This is a genomic window from Streptomyces sp. NPDC004051, from assembly GCF_053604275.1.
The window spans coordinates 58,124-73,934 of record NZ_JBSGHG010000023.1 but is presented as its reverse complement, the minus strand read 5'-3'; the positions used below and the strand labels follow the sequence as shown (position 1 = coordinate 73,934).

General features: G+C 71.3%; 13 protein-coding genes. 7 read left to right on the top strand and 6 right to left on the bottom strand.

The genetic code is table 11. From position 1 onward, the window contains the following. Nucleotides 1-303: 303 nt before the first annotated feature. The 4 genes from ACWEQO_RS22810 (at nucleotide 304) to ACWEQO_RS22795 (ending at nucleotide 4,590) form a co-directional block, all read left to right on the top strand. Nucleotides 304-2,022 (top strand): chitinase, encoded by a 1,719-nt coding sequence (locus ACWEQO_RS22810; RefSeq protein ID WP_452985004.1) that lies wholly within the window; start codon nucleotides 304-306, stop codon nucleotides 2,020-2,022. A 285-nt stretch (nucleotides 2,023-2,307) separates the two neighbouring features. Then, nucleotides 2,308-2,568 (top strand): hypothetical protein, encoded by a 261-nt coding sequence (locus ACWEQO_RS22805; RefSeq protein ID WP_452985003.1) that lies wholly within the window; start codon nucleotides 2,308-2,310, stop codon nucleotides 2,566-2,568. A 168-nt stretch (nucleotides 2,569-2,736) separates the two neighbouring features. Beyond that, nucleotides 2,737-3,246 (top strand): SigE family RNA polymerase sigma factor, encoded by a 510-nt coding sequence (locus ACWEQO_RS22800; protein WP_361451586.1) that lies wholly within the window; start codon nucleotides 2,737-2,739, stop codon nucleotides 3,244-3,246. A 72-nt stretch (nucleotides 3,247-3,318) separates the two neighbouring features. Then, entirely contained in the window at nucleotides 3,319-4,590 is a 1,272-nt protein-coding gene (locus ACWEQO_RS22795; RefSeq protein WP_361451583.1) for a hypothetical protein, read from the top strand. Between the two features lie 8 nt (nucleotides 4,591-4,598). On the opposite strand, the gene ACWEQO_RS22790 is transcribed toward ACWEQO_RS22795, so the two are convergent. Continuing rightward, nucleotides 4,599-5,936, bottom strand: coding sequence for an Nramp family divalent metal transporter (locus tag ACWEQO_RS22790; RefSeq protein ID WP_452985002.1), 1,338 nt, complete (start codon nucleotides 5,934-5,936; stop codon nucleotides 4,599-4,601). A gap of 222 nt (nucleotides 5,937-6,158) precedes the next feature. Between ACWEQO_RS22790 and ACWEQO_RS22785 the strand changes: the two genes are divergently transcribed. Then, nucleotides 6,159-7,496, top strand: a complete 1,338-nt coding sequence (locus tag ACWEQO_RS22785; RefSeq protein ID WP_452985001.1) for a M14 family metallopeptidase — start codon at nucleotides 6,159-6,161, stop codon at nucleotides 7,494-7,496. 57 nt (nucleotides 7,497-7,553) lie between these two features. On the opposite strand, the gene ACWEQO_RS22780 is transcribed toward ACWEQO_RS22785, so the two are convergent. From ACWEQO_RS22780 to ACWEQO_RS22760, 5 genes are all read right to left on the bottom strand, one after another. Next, nucleotides 7,554-8,381 carry a hypothetical protein gene (locus tag ACWEQO_RS22780; protein ID WP_452985000.1) on the bottom strand — a complete coding sequence of 276 codons (828 nt, stop codon included), beginning with the start codon at nucleotides 8,379-8,381 and terminating at the stop codon, nucleotides 7,554-7,556. Nucleotides 8,382-8,522: 141 nt separating this feature from the next. Further along, nucleotides 8,523-10,010, bottom strand: a complete 1,488-nt coding sequence (locus tag ACWEQO_RS22775) for a GntP family permease (RefSeq protein WP_361451571.1) — start codon at nucleotides 10,008-10,010, stop codon at nucleotides 8,523-8,525. Between the two features lie 135 nt (nucleotides 10,011-10,145). Further along, complete coding sequence (locus ACWEQO_RS22770) at nucleotides 10,146-10,556, bottom strand: RidA family protein (RefSeq protein WP_361451568.1); 411 nt, start codon at nucleotides 10,554-10,556, stop codon at nucleotides 10,146-10,148. Next, entirely contained in the window at nucleotides 10,553-11,326 is a 774-nt protein-coding gene (locus ACWEQO_RS22765) for an IclR family transcriptional regulator (protein ID WP_452984999.1), read from the bottom strand. Before ACWEQO_RS22765 ends, ACWEQO_RS22770 begins: the two co-directional genes overlap by 4 nt. Next, on the bottom strand, nucleotides 11,323-12,432 hold the full coding sequence (locus ACWEQO_RS22760) for a sugar kinase (protein WP_452984998.1): 1,110 nt from the start codon (nucleotides 12,430-12,432) through the stop codon (nucleotides 11,323-11,325). Before ACWEQO_RS22760 ends, ACWEQO_RS22765 begins: the two co-directional genes overlap by 4 nt. Before the next feature lie 165 nt (nucleotides 12,433-12,597). Between ACWEQO_RS22760 and ACWEQO_RS22755 the strand changes: the two genes are divergently transcribed. Together ACWEQO_RS22755 and ACWEQO_RS22750 are read left to right on the top strand one after the other, a co-directional pair. Continuing rightward, entirely contained in the window at nucleotides 12,598-13,875 is a 1,278-nt protein-coding gene (locus ACWEQO_RS22755) for an amino acid deaminase (RefSeq protein ID WP_452984997.1), read from the top strand. A 12-nt stretch (nucleotides 13,876-13,887) separates the two neighbouring features. After that, entirely contained in the window at nucleotides 13,888-15,498 is a 1,611-nt protein-coding gene (locus ACWEQO_RS22750; RefSeq protein WP_452984996.1) for an N-acyl-D-amino-acid deacylase family protein, read from the top strand. The last annotated feature ends 313 nt before the right edge of the window (nucleotides 15,499-15,811 follow it).

Here is a 15,811-nt window from a genome sequence, read left to right as displayed (position 1 = left end):
TGAGCAACGAACGCCGCACAAGTTGCTCCAAAACGGGACAGGTTGAGCATCTCGCCGGTCCCGGTACGACCCGCGGGGCGGAGATCCCGTGCGCCACCTTGACGCCGAGGGGCCGGAGGCGGTTCCGCTCCCCTCAATTGGTCTGGACCCATTGACAAGGCGATTGGTCTGGACCACGTTGTTGCTTCAACGACGGCCATCTCCACTCCCCACGCTCTCCCCCTCCCTCTTCTTCCCCCCTTCCCCCCCCCACTCCCCCCTTCCCCCCTTTCTCCCTCCCCCTTCTCCCCACCGGAGGCCCCAGTGGACCGCGCACCGGCTACGAAAGAACGCAGAAGCAGAGGCAACGGCCGCCTCTGGGCGGGCGCCCTCGTCTCCGCCCTGGCTCTCGCCCTCCCCCTCGCGGGCGCGGGCCAGGCGGCTGCGGCGGACGTCAACAACGTCAAGAACGCCGGCTTCGAGGCGGGCCTGAGCAACTGGACCTGCTCGGCGAACAGCGGGACGACCGTCTCGTCCCCCGTGCACGGCGGCACGGCCGCGCTCAGGGCCACACCGTCCGGGCAGGACAACGCCCGCTGCACGCAGACCGTCGCGGTGCGGCCCGGCTCCACGTACTCCCTGAGCACCTGGGTGCGGGGCGGCTACGCCTACCTGGGCGTGACCGGCACCGGCACGACGGACGTGTCCACCTGGACCCCGGACTCCGACAGCTGGAAGCAGCTGACGACGAGCTTCCGGACCGGCTCCGCGACCACCTCGGTGACCGTCTACACCCACGGCTGGTACGGGCAGCAGGCCTACTACGCGGACGACCTGTCGGTCTTCGGCCCCGACGGGGGCGGGGGCGGTGACCCGGAGCCCACGGTCCCGGCCACGCCGGGCGGCCTCGGCGTCTCCGGTACGACGTCGTCGTCGGTGTCGCTGGCGTGGAACGCGGTCTCGGGCGCGACCGGCTACACCGTCTACCGCGACGGCACGAAGGTGACGGCGGTGTCGGGCACCTCGGCGACGGTGACCGGCCTCGCGGCCTCGACGTCGTACTCCTTCCAGGTGGCCGCCACCAACGCGGCGGGCGAGTCGGCGAAGTCGACGGCCGTGACGGCCCGGACGAGGGAGACCGGCGGCGGGAACAACGGTCTGCCCAGGCACGCGGTGACCGGCTACTGGCAGAACTTCAACAACGGCGCGGCGGTGCAGCGCATCTCGGACGTCCCGGCCCAGTACGACATCATCGCGGTCGCCTTCGCGGACGCGACGGGCACACCGGGGGCGGTCACCTTCAACCTGGACACGGCCGGCCTGAACGGCTACACCGTCGACCGGTTCAAGGCGGACGTGCGGGCCAAGCAGGCGGCCGGCAAGAAGGTCATCATCTCGGTGGGCGGCGAACTGGGCACCGTGTCGGTGAACAGCCCCGCCTCCGCGACGAACTTCGCGAACTCCGTGTACGCCGTGATGCAGGAGTACGGCTTCGACGGCGTCGACATCGACCTGGAGAACGGCCTCGACGCGACCTACATGACGCAGGCGCTGCGGGCGCTGTCCGCGAAGGCGGGCCCGGACATGATCCTGACGATGGCCCCGCAGACCATCGACATGCAGTCCACGTCCAACTCCTACTTCCGGACCGCGCTGAACGTGAAGGACATCCTCACGGTCGTCAACATGCAGTACTACAACAGCGGTTCGATGCTGGGCTGCGACGGCAAGGTCTACAGCCAGGGCTCGGTGGACTTCCTGACCGCGCTGGCCTGCATCCAGCTGGAAGGCGGCCTCGACCCGTCCCAGGTGGGCCTCGGCCTCCCTGCCTCCACCCGCGGCGCGGGCAGCGGCTACGTCTCCCCGACCGTGGTGAACAACGCCCTGGACTGCCTGACGCGCGGCACCCACTGCGGCTCCTTCAAGCCCTCCAGGACCTACCCGGCCCTGCGCGGCGCCATGACCTGGTCCACCAACTGGGACGCCACCGCCGGCAACGCCTGGTCCAACGCGGTGGGACCGCACGTCCACGCCCTGCCCTAGGAGGCCTCGTCCCGGCAGATCAGCGGTCTTCCCGTCGGACGGGCATACCGCCAGTGCCCCTCGGTGGCCGGGAACGGGACACCGAAGGACCGGCAGGCCTCTGACGCGCAAATAGATCGGTTCCAAGGTCACCAAGGCCTCGGCGCCTTCGATTTGCCCGCCCTACGGCGGGCGGCGAAGCCGCCCTGGATCGCTGACCTGCACGACATAGGGTGGGTGCCCGGCAGCGCACAGCTCGCAGGGCACCCACTCGCACGTCGGCCCTGGTCACAGAGACGGAAAGCCATGCTCTTCGTCATCGCCCTCATGGGCATCGCCGTGTTCGGCATCACCCTCTGGTGTGTGACAGTCGTCGCACGGATCCGCGACATCCCGGCATGGCGCCGCTTCCTGCCGCTCGCGCTCCTCATCGTCTCCAGCATCGCGAGCCTGCTGCGTGCCTTCGACATGCCCCAGCCGGCGCACACGATCGCCTTCCCGTTGAACATCGCTGTGATCGTCCTCGGCCTGTGCGAAATCCGCGCCCACCGTCGGCGGCACGCGTAACCACCACCGACGCGACGGACGAGCCTCTCAGCGTTCTCGGTACCGACCGGGGAGGCAACGGCTGCCTCGCCGTAGCCGACGTCGGCATGACGTGTGGGTGAAACATTTTCCCGGGTCCGGCGCATCAATGAGGTGAGAGCCGTGGGGTGAGCCGAGGGAGAGGCGCGGATGGTGCAGGACGGTCGTGGGGGCGAGTACGGGGAGTTCGCGGCGGCGCGGGCCGGACATCTGTACCGGTCCGCGTGTCTGCTCACGGCCGGGGACACGCACCTCGCCGAGGACCTCGTCCAGGAGACCCTCGGGCGGGTGTACGCGCGCTGGGGGCGGGTCTCCCGGGTGGGCAACCCCGCCGGCTACGCGCAGACGGTCCTCACCCGTGCGTTCCTCGCCCACCGGCGGCGGCGCAGCAGCACCGAGCGCTCGATCGCCGCGTTCCCGGATCTGCCGGGCGCCGACGCCGACCCGTCCCTGCGGCTCACCCTGCTGGACGCCCTCGCCCGGCTGCCAGCGAAGGACCGCGTGGTGATCGTCCTGCGGTACTGGGAGGACCGCTCGGTCCAGGAGACCGCCAAGGCGATGAACGTCAGCTCGGCGGCGGTGCGGACGCGCAGTGTGCGCGCCCTGGCCCGGCTGCGGGAACTCCTCGGCGAGGAGCTGGGTGAGTACGCCCGCTCCTGACCGGGCGCGGGCCGGCCCCTCCTCATTTCTCCCTGTTCAACTCAGTTCGCCTCACGGAAGCGGTGATTCGTCATGTCCGTAGACCAGCACAGCGATCCCTTCGAGGAGCGGCTCTCCTCCGCTCTGCACGACGCCGGCAACTCCTTCGAGACCGACCGGGGCGCCCTCACCGACGGGGGGCGGGCCCGGGGAAGGCGGATGCGGGTGCGGCGGCGGGCCGCCGTCCTCGGGGGTGCGGCCGGGATCGCGCTCGTGGGAGTGGGCGGGGCACTCCTCCTGCCGGGCGGGAGCGGGGGCGGAGGCGGGAGCGGGGAGGCCAGGCGGACGTCGGCAGCCTCGGGAGCCGAGGTCACCGCCGACGCCCAGGACGCTCCGGCGCCCGTCTCCGGTGAGGAACTCATCCGCACGCTGAAGGGACTCCTCCCCGACGGGGAGTTCAGCGAAGAGCAGGGGCGCGGGACCGACTCGTCCCGCGGGCCTTTCGCCCAGGTCGTGTACGACGACGGCAAGGGGCCCGCCGTCGTCGGCGTCTCTCTCTCCCGCGTCGGGCCGGGAAGCCCTCAGGCCCATGAGGCCACCCAGTGCCCGGACAAGATCCTCACCCCGCACGACAGTTGTGACACCAGCACTCTGGCGGACGGGTCGAAGTTCATGGTGTTCAAGGGGTACGAGTATCCGGACCGGCGGGTGGACACCAAGAGGTGGCTCGCCGTGCTCGTCACGCCCCAGGGGCAGCAGATCAGCGTGAGCGAGTGGAACGCGGCCGCCCAGAAGGACGCACCCGTCAGCCGGCCCGCGCCCCCGCTGTCCGCCTCGCAGCTCGAAGAGGTCGCCACGGCTCCGCAGTGGCGGGCCGCCGTCGGCGCCACTCCGGAGAGGGTCGGGAATCCGTCCGCGGAATCGAGCGCGCCGCCGCCGCACGCCGAGGACCCGGCGGTCCGGGAGACGTTCGCCGACCTCGTCCCCGACCGTGTCGAGGTGGTGTCGAAGGGCGGCCAGGGGTCGGAGTACGCCTATCTCGTCCTCGACGACGGCAAGGGGAAGAGCTTCGTCCAGGTCAACGTCCAGCACGACATGCTCGATGTCGCCCACCAGCTCTACGCCTCCGCCGAGACGCTGGACGACGGCACCCTGGTCGCCACCCGGCAGGGGCCGGGTAGTGATCGCAACGCCGGGGTCGTCATGTGGACCGTCGACACCATGCGGGCCGACGGCAGGCGGGTGGTGATCAGCGCCTTCAACACCGGTGCCCAGCACGAGGACGCCACACGCGACACCCCCGCGCTGAGCATGGAGGAACTCCGGGCGATCGCCCTCAGCCCGCGGTGGGACGGCGTCAACTGACCTGACCGCTAGAAGAACTCCGACCAGGGCTGGTCCCAGATCTGTTTGACGCACAGGACCAGGAAGAGGAGGCCCGCGATGGCGAGCATGGTGTTGCTGAGGGGGCCGTTGCGCCATTCGCGGGGCGTGCGGGCGGAGTTGAGGAGCCAGACCAGGGTGAGGGCGAGGAAGGGCATGAAGGCGGCGCCGAGGACGCCGTAGATGATGATCAGGCGGAACGGCTGGCCTTCGAAGAGCAGGATCATGGGCGGGAAGGTCAGCCACAGCAGGTAGGCGCGGAACGGCCAGGACTTCTCCGGGCCGCCGGAGGCGATGGCCTCCCCCGTGGACGCCTTCGCCTTGTTCCGGCTACGGGTCACGAAGTCGGCGAACATCAGGCTCACCCCGTGCCACACACCGATCAGTGAGGTGAACGAGGTGGCGAAGAAGCCGATCAGGAAGAACCTGGCCGTCGTGGCACCGTACTTGTCCTCCAGGATGTCGCCCAGCTGGATCAGGCCCTTGTCGCCGCCGGCGATCGCGACACCGGCGGAGTTCAGGAGTTCGGCGCCGACGACGAGCATCGCGACCACGAAGATGCCGGTGGTGAGGTACGCGACGCGGTTGTCCAGCCGCATCACCCTCATCCAGCCGGAGTCGGTCCAGCCCTTGGCGTTGATCCAGTAGCCGTACGCGGCCAGCGTGATCGTGCCGCCGACGCCGCCGATCAGGCCGAGGGTGTAGAGGACCGAGTCGTCCGCTTCGGGCAGGACCGGGAGCAGTCCGGCGAAGGCGTCGCCCAGGTTCGGGACCACCCTGGCCGCCAGGTAGACCGTCACCACGAACATGACGCCCACCAGGACCGTCATGACCTTCTCGAAGACCGCGTACCGGTTGAACCAGACGAAGGCCAGGCCCACCAGGGCGCAGGCGATGCCCCACCACTCGAGCTCCATCACACCCGGGAAGAGGGCCTGCAGGGGCAGGGCGCTCGACGACATCGCCGCCGCGCCGTAGACGAAGCCCCAGATGACGACGTAGACGCCGAAGAAGTACGTCGTCCAGCGGCCGAGGCTCGCCCAGCCGTCGAACAGGGTGCGGCCGGTGGCCAGATGCCAGCGGCCCGCGGCCTCGGCGAGGGAGATCTTCACCAGGCAGCCGATCACCGCCGCCCACAGGAGGGTGTAGCCGAAGTCGCTGCCGGCGACGAGGGTGGCGACCAGGTCGCCGGCGCCCACCCCGGTCGCGGCGACGACGATGCCGGGGCCGATGTGACGCCAACCGGACTTGCGGGGCTGGGTGCCGGGGCCGTGGAGTGGCGCCCCGGTCTCCTGGATGTTTCCCGTGCTTCCCGTGGTGTCCGCCATAAGGGCAAGAAAGCCGATGGAGGCCGGTCGGACAAGGGAGCGTGCGGGATCTCCACCGGATGCACCTGGTCGAGTGGCCGAATCCCCTCGGACGACCGAACGACCGACCGACATGACGCTATTGACCTGATCATGTCACGCGCGCAGGATTGCGGCACCCTACACCGCACAGCGCGTTAGGCACGTCGTCATGGACAACCCCACCTCCCACAAGGAGACTTCATGCGACTTCGCACACGCGGCAGACGCTTTGCCGTGCTCGCCGCACTCCTCGCCCTCGCTCTCACCGCGCCCGTGTCGATGACGGCCACCCAGGCCGGCGCCGACAGCGCGGCGCCGGCGGCGGCCTCGGCCGACGACATCCGCCAGTACGAGATCCACCTGCGCACGACTCCCGCGACCCGTACGGAGATCCAGCGGGCCGGGGTCACCGTGGACGAGGCCGACGAGGAGACGGTGGTCGTCTCCGGCCGTGCGGACCAGATCCGCACCCTGCGCCGACAGGGCTACGAGGTCACGCCGTTGGGCTCCGCTCCCGACCGCTCGACCGCCGCCGACGGTCTGCGGCTGTTCGACTTCCCCTCGGCCGACTCCCGGTACCACAACTACGCCGAGATGAACGCGGAGATCGACCAGCGGCTGGCGGCGTACCCGAACATCATGAGCAAGCGGGTGATCGGCCGCTCCTACCAGGGCCGGGACATCGTCGCCATCAAGATCAGCGACAACGTGACGGCGGACGAGAACGAGCCCGAGGTCCTGTTCACCCACCACCAGCACGCGCGTGAGCACCTGACCGTGGAGATGGCGCTGTACCTGCTGCGCGAACTCGGCGCGGGGTACGGCAGCGACTCGCGGATCACCGACATGGTCGACAGCCGGGAGATCTGGATCATCCCGGACCTCAACCCGGACGGCGGCGAGTACGACATCGCCACCGGCTCCTACCGCTCCTGGCGCAAGAACCGGCAGCCCAACTCCGGTTCGTCGTACGTCGGCACCGACCTGAACCGCAACTGGAACTACCGCTGGGGCTGCTGCGGCGGCTCCTCCGGCTCCGCGTCCTCCGACACCTACCGGGGTTCGGCACCCGAGTCCGCGCCCGAGGTGAAGGTCGTCGCCGACTTCGTGCGCAGCCGGGTCGTGGGCGGGGTGCAGCAGATCAAGGCCGGCATCGACTTCCACACGTACAGCGAGCTGGTGCTGTGGCCGTTCGGCTACACCTACTCCGACACCACGACCGGGATGACGGCCGACGACCACGCCGCCTTCCGGACGGTCGGTCAGAAGATGGCCGCGAGCAACGGCTACACACCGCAGCAGTCCAGCGATCTGTACATCACGGACGGGTCGATCGACGACTACCTGTGGGGCACGCACAAGATCTTCGGCTACACCTTCGAGATGTATCCGAGGTCCTCGTCGGGCGGCGGTTTCTACCCGCCCGACGAGGTCATCGAGCGGGAGACGTCCCGGAACCGGGACGCCGTCCTGCAACTCCTGGAGAACGCGGACTGCATGTACCGGTCGATCGGCAAGGCGGCACAGTACTGCAGCTAGCGCGGCCCGACCCCGGTGCCGCGAAGCGGCGCCGCCCGCCGTGGGGAGGCGCGGCGCCTACTCCACGGGGGCGGCGTCGGACTTGGGCTTGGACTGGGACTGGGACTTGCTCTTGTCGGCTTCCGGCTCGGGCTCGTCCACGTCGGCGCTCGGCTCGGACTCGTCCGGGTCGGCCTCCGACGTGGGCTCCCCGGCCTCGGCGTCCGGCGCGGGCTTGTCCGCGTCGGCGCCCGCGTCGGACGCGTCCGCTTCGGTGGCGTCCGTGTCGGTGGCGTCCGCGTCGGACGTCTCCGGCTCGGTGGCCTCGTCGTCGAAGTAGGCGTCCAGGACCGCGTCCAGCTCCGTGTCCCACGCGGCGAAGCGGCTGCGGGACGCGGCCTCGATCTCCAGCGGGTACCAGCGCCTCTCCGTGGTGTGGACGGTGACCGTGTAGCGCTTGCCGAAGCGTGCGGTCTCCGTCTCCACCGCGCCGATCTCGTCCCAGCGGAACTCGCACTCCTGGTCGTCCAGGCGGAGCCGTACACCGCTGTGGTCGGCGACGATCCTGGCGCGGCGGTCGGACGCCTCGAAGACCGGGCCGTCGGGGGCGGACTCCTCCTCGGAGGCGTCCGAGGCGTCGACGGCATCGGATCCGTCGGAGGCGTCCGCGGCACCGGAGGCGTCCGCGGCGTCGGCGGCCTCGGGCTTCTCCGGTGAGGCATTCTCGGACTCCGCCGCCGTGTCCGCGTCCGCCTGCTCCGACGCCGCCTTCGGGTCCTCCGGCTCCACCTCGTCCTTCACGTCCGCCTTGCGGTCGGACGCGGGGGCGGTGAGCCCGGGGATGAAGGCCGGGTCGAATCCGGCGCCTTCCAGGGGCTGGCTGCTCGAACCTATGCGCTGCTCCACACCGGAGGAGTATGGTCGACGATCCTGTGCGGTACACAGCCAGCCCCTGTTTTCGTTATCAGACGCCTACATGGGAACCCCCGTTCATACCAATCGGGTGATGATCCGACAGGGCTCACGGGCCGGATTCAGCGGGCCGGTTCAGACGACCAGGCTGAGCGCCGCCGCGACCACGAAGCCGGCCACCGACAGGACGCTCTCCAGCACCGTCCACGTCTTCAGGGTGTCCCGCTCGCTGATGCCGAAGTACTTGGCGACCATCCAGAACCCGCCGTCGTTGACGTGCGAGGCGAAGATGGAGCCCGCCGAGATGGCCATGATGACGAGGGCCACGAACGCCTGGGAGTGGTCACCCTCGGACAGCAGCGGGGCCACGATGCCCGCCGTGGTGACGATCGCCACCGTCGCCGAGCCCTGCGCGACCCGGAGCACCACGGAGATCAGGTACGACAGGACGATCACCGGCAGCCCGACGTCGTTGAACGTGTCGGACAGTGCCTGGGCGACCCCGCTCCCCTTGAGGACCGCGCCGAAGACCCCGCCGGCGCCGACGACCAGCAGGATGTTGCCGACCGGCTTCAGCGAGGACGTGGAGACGGTCTCCAGGGACTTGCGGGACCAGCCGCGCCGGATGCCGAGCAGGTAGTACGCCATGAACAGGGCGATGGTGAGCGCGACGAAGGGGTGGCCGAAGAACTCGACGACCGAGCGCAGCGTCGACTCCTCCAGGGCGATCGAGGAGAAGGTCGAGGCGAGGATCAGCAGGAGCGGCGTGCCGATGATGCCGAGGACCGTGCCGAGCGGCACCGGCGCCTCGCGCGGCTCGACGCCGGAGGCGCGCTGCTCGTCGAGGACGGCCTGCCGGGACTCCTCGGCGGCCTCGACCATGTCCTGCGGCACGGCGACGAAGATCCGCTTGCCGATCCAGGCGGAGTAGACCCAGGCGGCGATGACGGCCGGGATGCCGGTGACGACGCCCATGAGGATGACCCAGCCGAGGTCCACGTCGAGCAGTCCGGCGGCGGCCACCGGGCCGGGGTGCGGGGGCAGGAAGGCGTGGGTGACGGACAGGCCCGCGAGCAGCGGCAGGCAGTAGAGCAGGATCGACTTGCCGGACCGCTTGGCGGCGGCGTACACGATCGGCGCGAGGACGAAGATGCCGACGTCGAAGAAGACCGGGATGCCGAAGATCAGACCGGTGAGGCCCATGGCGAGCGGGGCCCGCTTCTCGCCGAACACGCCGAGCAGCCGCGAGGCCAGCACCTCGGCGCCGCCGCTGACCTCGAGGATCGCGCCGAGCATGGTGCCGAGGCCGATGATGATCGCGACGTGGCCGAGGATGCCGCCCATGCCGGACTCGATGGTGGACACCGCGTCCGAACGCTGGACCGTGCCGAAGAGTTCGGTGACCGACAGGCCGGCCATCAGGCCGACGGCTATGGAGACGGCGAGCAGGGCGACGAAGGGCTGCAGCCGCACCTTGATGATCAGGAAGAGGAGCAGCACGATGCCGATGGCGGCGACGGTCAGCAGACCGGCGGTGCCGTCGATCAGCAGGAGCAGCCCTCCGGTGTGCGGGGGCGCCTCGACCGCGGCGCCGGCGGCGAGCGAAAGGGACGGGTGGGACATGCGGGGGTCCTCTGCTTGAGCACACGGAGTTTTCGGGCATGGGGGATCGCGGCACGGCGTCCCGGGGGTGGCGGACGCCGTGCCGTGGCGAAGAACTGAAGAGATGTGGGGGGTGAGCGAAAAGGTGAGCGCGCGTCAGCCCAGGACGGCCAGTGCGTCGATCTCGATGAGGAGCCCCGCGGGCAGGCCGACGTAGACGGTCGTGCGCGCGGCGGGCGGCTGGGTGAGGCCCTGCTCCTCGAAGTAGGTGTTGTAGATCTGGTTCATCTCGGCGAAGTGGTCCACGTCGGTGAGGTAGACGCGGATCATCATCGCGTCGTCCCAGGTGGCGCCGCCCTCTTCGAGGATCGCCTGGACGTTGGCGAGGGTCTGGAGGGTCTGCTCGCGCAGGGTGGGGCCGGCGGGGGTGGGCGCCTTGCCCTCCTCGGCGGGGAGGAACCCGACCTGGCCGGCGACCTGGAGGATGTTGCCCTTGCGGACGCCGTGGGAGAACTTCGCGGGCGGAGTGGTGTGGGTCTTCGGGGTGAGCGCGATCTTGTCGGTCATGCGGTTTCCCTGTCGGGTCGTTGTACGGGCGTCCTGCCGGAGTACTCGCCGCTGATCGCGTCCGCGGTGCGGCGGACCAGCGGGAGCAGGGTGAGGAGTTCGTCGGCGGTGACGACGACGTTCGGCGCGGAGACCGACATCGCGGCGATCACCCGGCCGTCGGCGCCGCGGATCGGCGCGGCGACGCAGTTGATGGACTCCTCGTGGCCGCCGAGGTCGGTGGCCCAGCCCTGTTCGCGCACCTTCTCCAACTCCCGCAGGAAAGCGACCGGGTTGGGTGTCGAACGGGACGTGTACATGGGGTAGTCGAGCTGCTCCGCGAGGGCGCGGCGCTCGGGCTCGGGCAGGTCGGCGAGGAGCAGTTTGGCCACGGCGGCGACGGTGATCGCGACGGGCTTACCGATCCGCGAGTACATGCGCACCGGGTAGCGGCTCTCCACCTTGTCGATGTAGAGGACCTCGTTCTCCTCGTACACGGCGAGGTGCACGGTGTGGCCGCACCGCTCGTTGAGCCGGGCGAGGTGGGGGTGGGCGATCTCCCGGACGTCGAGGTTCTCCATCGCCTCCTGGGCCAGGGCGAAGAGGCGGGCGCCGAGCCGGTAGCGCTGGTCGGACTGGCGGTAGACGAGTCCGTGCTCGTGCAGGGTGCGCAGCAGCCGCAGCGCCGTGGACTTGTGCACGCCCAGGCGGTCGGCGACCTGCCCGAGGTCGGCGGGGCCCTCGGCGAGCAGCGGCAGGATGCTCAGCGCACGGTCTACGGTCTGGCTCATGGGGTGCGTGCCTCCTTCTCGGGCCCCAGGTGTTCTTCGGGTTCTTCGGGTTCTTCGGCTTGTGTCCAGCCGGGGCCGAGTCGCAGTCTCCCCCACGCGGTGTCGTCGAGGGCGGCGAGGCGGTCGGCGTGGGCGCGGGCGGGAGGCGGGGCGAGGTCGCCGGGGGCGGTGAGGGTGGCTGCGGCGGTGAGGTGGCCGTGGCGGAGGCGGTCCCGTACGGGGAGGCCCCGGAGGGTCGCGGAGAGGAAGCCCGCGGCGAAGGCGTCGCCGGCGCCGACGGCGGCGACGACGTCGACGTTCAGGGCGCGCACGAAGGTCGCGGTGCCGCCCGCGTCGTCGCCCGGGAGGCCGCCGGTGTCCTTGTCGAAGGCGACCGCTCCGCCCTTGCCCTGCTTGACGACCACGATCTCCGGTTCGGGCAGCGCGTCCCGTACCGCGCGGGCACCGTGCAGCCCCCACGCCTGGCGGGCCTCGTCGTCGCCGACGAAGACGATGTCCGCCCCTCGCGCCAGTTCCAGCAGGACCTCCGGGCCGTGGCCGTCGCGCCACAGGGCCGGGCGGTGGTTGACGTCGAAGGAGATCAGGGGGCGGTCGGGGTGGGGAGCGGTCAGCACCCGCATCAGGTCCAGGCAGTCGGCGGAGAGCGCCGGTGTGATGCCGGACAGGTGCAGGACGCGGGCGGCGCGCACCGCGTCCAGGTCCACGCCGGACGGCGACATCGCGGACGCCGCCGAGCCCGCCCGGTAGTACGCGACCTCATGGGCGTCCGTCGACCGGTCGCCCGCCGTGCGGAAGTAGATGCCGGTCGGACGGGCCGGGTCGCGGCGGACGTGCGACACGTCGACCCCGTATCCACCGATCGTCTCGACGAGGTGGTCGCCGAACCCGTCGTCGCCGACCCTGCTGACCCACCGCGCGGAGTGCCCCGCCGCCGCGAGCACGCACGCCACGTTGGACTCCGCGCCGCCGATCCCCCGGTCGAAGGAGGGCACGTCGGCGAGGGGGCCCGGCCGGGAGGGCAGGAACGTCACCATGGACTCGCCCAGCGCGGCGACGTCGACGACCTCCACGACGTCGGGGGCGGGGCGGGGTCCGGTGGCGGTCACGATGGCGGGGCTCCTCGGCGTGGCGGGTCGGGCGGCGGGGGCGGTTGCGGTGGCCGTGGAGAGGCGTTTCCGTTGACCCCGCGTGGCCGAGATGTTAGACAGCCGTAAGCGACATACGCAATGGGTGTTGCATCCAGTGCAACACACCAGATCAGGGAGGTTCTGATGGTCTTCGACCCCGGCTCCGACAGCTACCGGCACCTCACCGAGGAACACGTCGACCACCGTTTCAAGGGCCTCCCTCCGGACGCCGCCGGGCTGACCGTCGGCGAGCTGGCCGCCCAGCGCCGCAACCTGTTCACCGGCGGTTTCACCACCCCGGTGCTCGCGCTGTCCGCCGAGCGCCTGGAGCACAACCTGAGGCTGATGGAGACGTACGCGGCCCGGCACGGCCTCGCCTTCGCCCCGCACGGCAAGACCTCCATGGCCCCGCAGCTCTTCCGGCGCCAGATCGAGCACGGCGCCTGGGGCATCACGCTCGCGGTGCCGCACCAGGTGCGGGTGGCGCGGGCGTTCGGCGTCCGGCGGGTCTTCCTGGCCAACGAGATGGTGGACGCGGCGGCCCTGCGCTGGGTCTCCGGTCAGCTGGACGCCGACCCGGACTTCCGCTTCGTCTGCTACGTCGACTCCGTGCGCGGCGTGGAGCTGATGGACGCCGCCCTGGCCGGGGCCGAGCGCCCGGTGGACGTGGTGATCGAGCTCGCCGCCGGCGAGGGCGCCCGGACCGGGGTGCGCACGGAGGCCGAGTGCGCCGCCGTCGCCGACGCGGTGGCGGGCACGCGCGGTCTGCGGCTGGTCGGGGTCGCCGGGTACGAGGGCGAGGTGCCGGACGCCGCCCCGGAGCGGGTACGGGCGTGGCTGCGGCGGCTGGTGGCCCTGGCGGTGGACTTCGACAAGGCGGGCCGGTTCGCGGGCCTGGACGAGGTCGTGGTGAGCGCGGGCGGCAGCGCCTGGTTCGACGCGGTGGCCGACGTCTTCGCAGAGATCCCCGAACTCTCCTCCCCCGTACTGAAGTTGCTGCGCTCGGGCGCGTACGTCTCGCACGACGACGGGCACTACAGCGCGGTGACGCCGTTCAACCGGGTGCCGGAGGAGGGCGCGCTGGAACCGGCGTTCCGGCTGTGGACGCAGATCGTCTCCCGCCCGTCCGCCGACCAGGCCTTCGCCAACGCCGGCAAGCGGGACGCCGCCTACGACCTCGACCTGCCGTTCGCCCAGGTGATCCGCCGGGACGGCGCCGAGCGCCCGGCCACCGGCGTCTCGGTGGTCTCCCTCTCCGACCAGCACGCCTGGCTGCGCACCACCCCGGAGACCGACCTGGAGGTCGGCGACTGGCTGGGGCTCGGACTGTCGCACCCGTGCACGTCGTTCGACAAGTGGGTACTCATCCCCGTGACGGAGGCGGACGGCACGGTGGTCGACTACATCCGCACGTTCTTCTAGGAGGGCCGGGGCATGGAAGAACTCGTCATCCGGGACGCCGACGTCGTGGACGGCTCCGGCGACCTCTCCTACCGCGCGGACGTGGTCGTCGACGGCGGCCGGATCGTCTCGATCGTGAAGGAGGCGGCGGCAGCGGGCTGTCAGCGCCCGAAGGCCCGCCGTGAACTGGACGCCGAGGGCCTGGTCCTGGCCCCCGGCTTCATCGACATGCACGCGCACAGCGATCTGGCGCTGCTGCGCGACCCCGACCACAGCGCCAAGGCGGCGCAGGGCGTCACCCTCGAAGTACTGGGCCAGGACGGCCTGTCGTACGCGCCGGTCGACGACCGCACGCTCGGCGAGGTGCGCTCGGCCATCGCCGGCTGGAACGGCGGCGGGGACGACATCGACTTCGACTGGCGTTCGGTGGGCGAGTACCTGGACCGGCTCGACGCGGGCATCGCGGTCAACGCCGCGTACCTGATCCCGCAGGGCACGGTCCGCGCGCTCGCCGTCGGCTGGGAGGACCGGAGGGCGACGCCCCGGGAGCTGGACCGGATGCGGCAGTTGGTCGCGGAGGGCATGGAGCAGGGCGCGGTCGGCATGTCCTCGGGGCTGACGTACACGCCCGGCATGTACGCCGAGGAGGCCGAACTCACCGAGCTGTGCCGAGTGGTGGCCCGGTACGGCGGCTATTACTGCCCGCACCACCGCTCCTACGGCGCGGGCGCCCTCGAGGCGTACGCGGAGATGGTGGCGCTCACCCGGGAGGCGGGCTGCGCGCTGCACCTGGCGCACGCGACGATGAACTTCGGCGTGAACAAGGGCAGGGCGCCCGAGCTGCTGGCCCTGCTGGACGAGGCGCTGGCCGCCGGCGCCGACATCAGCCTCGACACGTACCCGTACACGCCGGGCTGCACCACCCTCGTCGCGATGCTGCCGAGCTGGGCGAGCGAGGGCGGCCCGGAGGAGACGCTCAGACGGCTCGCGGACGACGGGACGGCCGAGCGGATCCGGCACCACCTGGAGGTGACCGGCTCGGACGGCTGCCACGGGGTGCCCATCGAGTGGGACACCATCGAGATCTCCGGGGTGGGCGACCCCGCACTCGGCGAGTACGTGGGCCGCACGGTGCGGGAGTCGGCCGAACTGCGCGGGGAGAGCCCGTGGGCCCTCGCCCGCGAGCTGCTGCTCAAGGACAGGCTGGCCCCGTCGATCCTGCAGCACGTCGGCCACGAGGAGAACGTGCGGGCGATCATGCGGCACCGGGTGCACACCGGCGGCTCGGACGGCATCCTCCAGGGCGCCAAGCCGCACCCGCGCGCGTACGGCACGTTCCCGCAGTATCTCGGGCGGTACGTGCGGGAGCTGGGCGTGCTGTCGCTGGAGGAGTGCGTCGCGCACCTGACCTCGCGGCCGGCCGCCCGGCTGCGGCTCGCGGACCGCGGACTGGTCCGCGAGGGGTACAGGGCCGACCTGGTGCTGTTCGACCCGCGGACGGTGGCCGCGGGCTCCACCTTCGAGCAGCCCCGGGCCCTCCCCGTGGGCATCCCGTACGTGCTGGTCGACGGGCGGTTCGTGATGGAGGACGGACGGCGCACCGACGTCCTGGCGGGGCGGTCGGTCCGCAGATCTCCCCGCTGACCGTCCGCTCCCCCGCTGACCGCCCGCCCGCGCCGGGCGTGTCGCGGGGGGCGTGTCACGGGGTGCTCGACATGCAGCGCCCACCGTCCGGGCCGCCGGTGGCGTCGCCGGCGACCACCTTGCCGGTGTCGCCGCCGATGCCCGGCGAGCCTGAACGGCCGTGCCGGTCGCCACCCGGGCCCGGCTCTCCCGGACCCGCGGAGGGGGAGGCGCGGCCGGCGCGGGAAGGGTCGGTGTGGAGGTGGCGGAGGCGTCGGACCGGTACACGTTCGGGGGAACCCGGGGCCGCCGAGCGCCGCGCTCTCCTGGGCCG